Annotated in this window: 3 protein-coding genes; all 3 read left to right on the forward strand. The window is 74.4% G+C overall.

Annotated elements, in window-relative coordinates:
• Positions 1-530: 530 nt before the first annotated feature.
• The 3 genes from infA to Q0112_RS08790 are packed head-to-tail and all read left to right on the forward strand — an operon-like array spanning position 531 to position 2,381.
• Complete coding sequence (gene infA, locus Q0112_RS08780; protein WP_111428650.1) at positions 531-749, forward strand: translation initiation factor IF-1; 219 nt, start codon at positions 531-533, stop codon at positions 747-749.
• Between the two features lie 25 nt (positions 750-774).
• The gene (locus tag Q0112_RS08785; protein ID WP_297974067.1) at positions 775-1,344 is read left to right on the forward strand and encodes a nucleoside triphosphate pyrophosphatase; all 570 of its coding nucleotides are present in this window, start codon (positions 775-777) and stop codon (positions 1,342-1,344) included.
• Entirely contained in the window at positions 1,341-2,381 is a 1,041-nt protein-coding gene (locus tag Q0112_RS08790) for a ribonuclease E/G (RefSeq protein ID WP_297974070.1), read from the forward strand. Before Q0112_RS08785 ends, Q0112_RS08790 begins: the two co-directional genes overlap by 4 nt.
• Positions 2,382-2,554: the final 173 nt, after the last annotated feature.

Consider the following 2,554-nt stretch of genomic DNA (forward strand, 5'->3'; position numbering starts at 1 on the left):
GGGCCGACTGGAATGCGGCCGGAAAGGGGCTGGAAAGCGGCCATACGATTTGCGGTCGGGACCAGAGGTTAACGCGGGGTCGCGGGGGGCGCGCGCGCGACGGGACCGAGCCATTCACCCGACCCGGTCGCGCTGGCCGCCGTCCTGCTCGGCGCGGCGGAGGTCGAGGCCGACCTGGACCGCCCCGAAGGTGAGGTCGTGGTCGGCGGTGCGGTAGGTGCCCTCTCCCTGGCCGTCCTTGTGGCCGTCGTAGCCGAGCAGGCGGGCCCGGACCGCGCTCGGCGGCTGCGCCTCGACGTCCTCGGGCCAGGGCAGCGCGAGTTCCGCCCTGTCTGTTGCGCCCCGGCGACACCGCGCCGGGGCGGCGGAGGCGGGTCGTGCTGCGCCGGCAATGGGTTACACGGCGCGGGCGCCGCGGGCGCCTTGCGGGGGGCCGGGGCGATTGCCCTTGAATCTGCTTGACTTTGGCGCCATTTTCCGCGCGCGGGCGTGAAGGCGCCTGCGCCTCGCGCAACAGCATCGGACAACCCATGGCCAAGGAAGAGCTTCTCGAATTCCCCGGGGTCGTGACCGAACTTCTCCCCAACGCGACCTTCCGGGTGGAGCTCGAGAACGGCCATACCATCATCGCCCATACCGCCGGCAAGATGCGCAAGAACCGCATCCGCGTGCTCGCCGGCGACAAGGTGCAGGTGGAGATGACGCCCTACGATCTCACCAAGGGGCGAATCAACTATCGCTTCAAGTGACGCAGCGGCGCCGGCATCGAATCCCGTGCGCCCGCGGCTGATCCTGGCTTCGGCCAGCCCGCGCCGGCGCGATCTGCTCGCCCAGGTCGGCATTGTCCCCGACGCCATCCTCGCCACCGAGATCGACGAGACCCCGCGCCGCGGCGAGACCGCGCGCGCCTGCGCGCTGCGGCTGGCGCTCGCCAAGCTCGCGGCAGTGCCGGCGGACGAAGGCGAGGCGGTGCTCGCGGCCGACACGGTGGTGGCGGTCGGGCGGCGGCTCCTCGGCAAGCCGGGCGACGCCGGCGAGGCGGCCGCCTTCCTCGCGCTCCTCTCCGGGCGGCGCCATCGGGTGGTGACGGCCGTCGCCCTCCGCCGGGGCGGGCGGAGCCGGAGCCGGACGGTCGAGACCGCCGTGCGCCTCAAGCGCCTGTCGGGGCGCGAGATCGAGGGCTATCTCGCCTCCGGCGAATGGCAGGGCAAGGCCGGCGGCTATGCCATCCAGGGACGCGCCGGGGGCTTCATCCCCTGGATCGGCGGCTCCTACTCCAACGTCGTCGGCTTGCCGCTGACCGAGACGCTCGGGCTGCTCGAGGCGGAAGGCATCCTGCCGTGAAGGGACGGCAAATCCTGGTCGAGCCGCTCCCCGCCGGCGGGCATGCGGCGGCGCTGATGGTGGACGGACGGCTCGAGGATCTGCTCGTCGACCCCTCCCCGGCCGACCCGACGCCGCGGCCGGAGGCGATCTACCGTGCGGTTCCGGGGCGGCCGATGAAGGGTCTCGGCGGCGCGATCGTCGATCTCGGCGGCGGGCTCTCGGGTTTCCTGCGCGGCGCGAAGCTGCCGGCGCCCGGGCGGCCGCTGCTGGTGCAGGTGAGCGGCTGGGCGGAGGCGGGGAAGGCGCCGCCGGTGAGCGCGCGGCTGCTGCTCAAGGGGCGGACGGCGATCCTGACCCCCGACGCGCCGGGGATCAACGTCGCCCGCTCGCTGCGCGATGCCGGGCGGCGGGCGGAACTCGCGGCGCTGGCCGGGGCGGCGATGGCGGGGGCGGAGGCAGCGCTCGGGCTGATCCTGCGCTCGGCGGCCGGGGATGCGGCGGACGGGAATGCGGCGGACGGGGCGATCGCCGAGGAGATCGCGGGCCTCCGCCGCGCGTGGGAGGAGCTCGCGGCGGGCGGCCCGCCGGGGCTGGTCCGGGCGGCGCCGGGCGCGGCGGCGGAGGCGCTCCGCGACTGGTACGAGCCGGGGACCGCGGTGCGCGAGGCGGCGACCGCCCTCGCCGATGCCGGCATATGGGAGGAGGTCGAGCGGCTGCGCGACCCGGCGGTGCCGCTCGGGCAGGGCTCGATGACGGTGGAGCCGACCCGGGCGCTGGTGGCGGTCGACGTGAATACCGGCGGCGACCTCTCGCCGGCCGCGGGGCTGAAGGCGAATCTCGCCGCCGCGGCCGAGCTGCCGCGCCAGCTCCGCCTGCGCGGGCTGGGCGGGCAGATCGTCGTCGACTTCGCCCCGGTTCCCCGCGCCGACCGGCCGCGCGTGGAGCGGGCGCTGACCGCCGCGCTGCGCCGCGATTCCGTCGACACCACCATCGCCGGATGGACCCCGCTCGGCCATCTCGAGCTGCAGCGCAAGCGCGCCCGCCGCCCCCTCTGAGACCCCTGCAAGCGGCCCGCGAGACCGCCACCGGGCGCGCCCGCGCGCACTTGTCGCACGCGTGCGAAACCAGTCAAGTACCTGAACAATTTAAGATATCCAGAACGCGTTCACTGTTCCTTCACACTACACGACAGGGCTGGCTGAGGGCGGGATGAGGTGATCTTCTGGAC

Source organism: uncultured Amaricoccus sp. (genome assembly GCF_937858865.1).
Lineage (GTDB): Bacteria > Pseudomonadota > Alphaproteobacteria > Rhodobacterales > Rhodobacteraceae > Amaricoccus.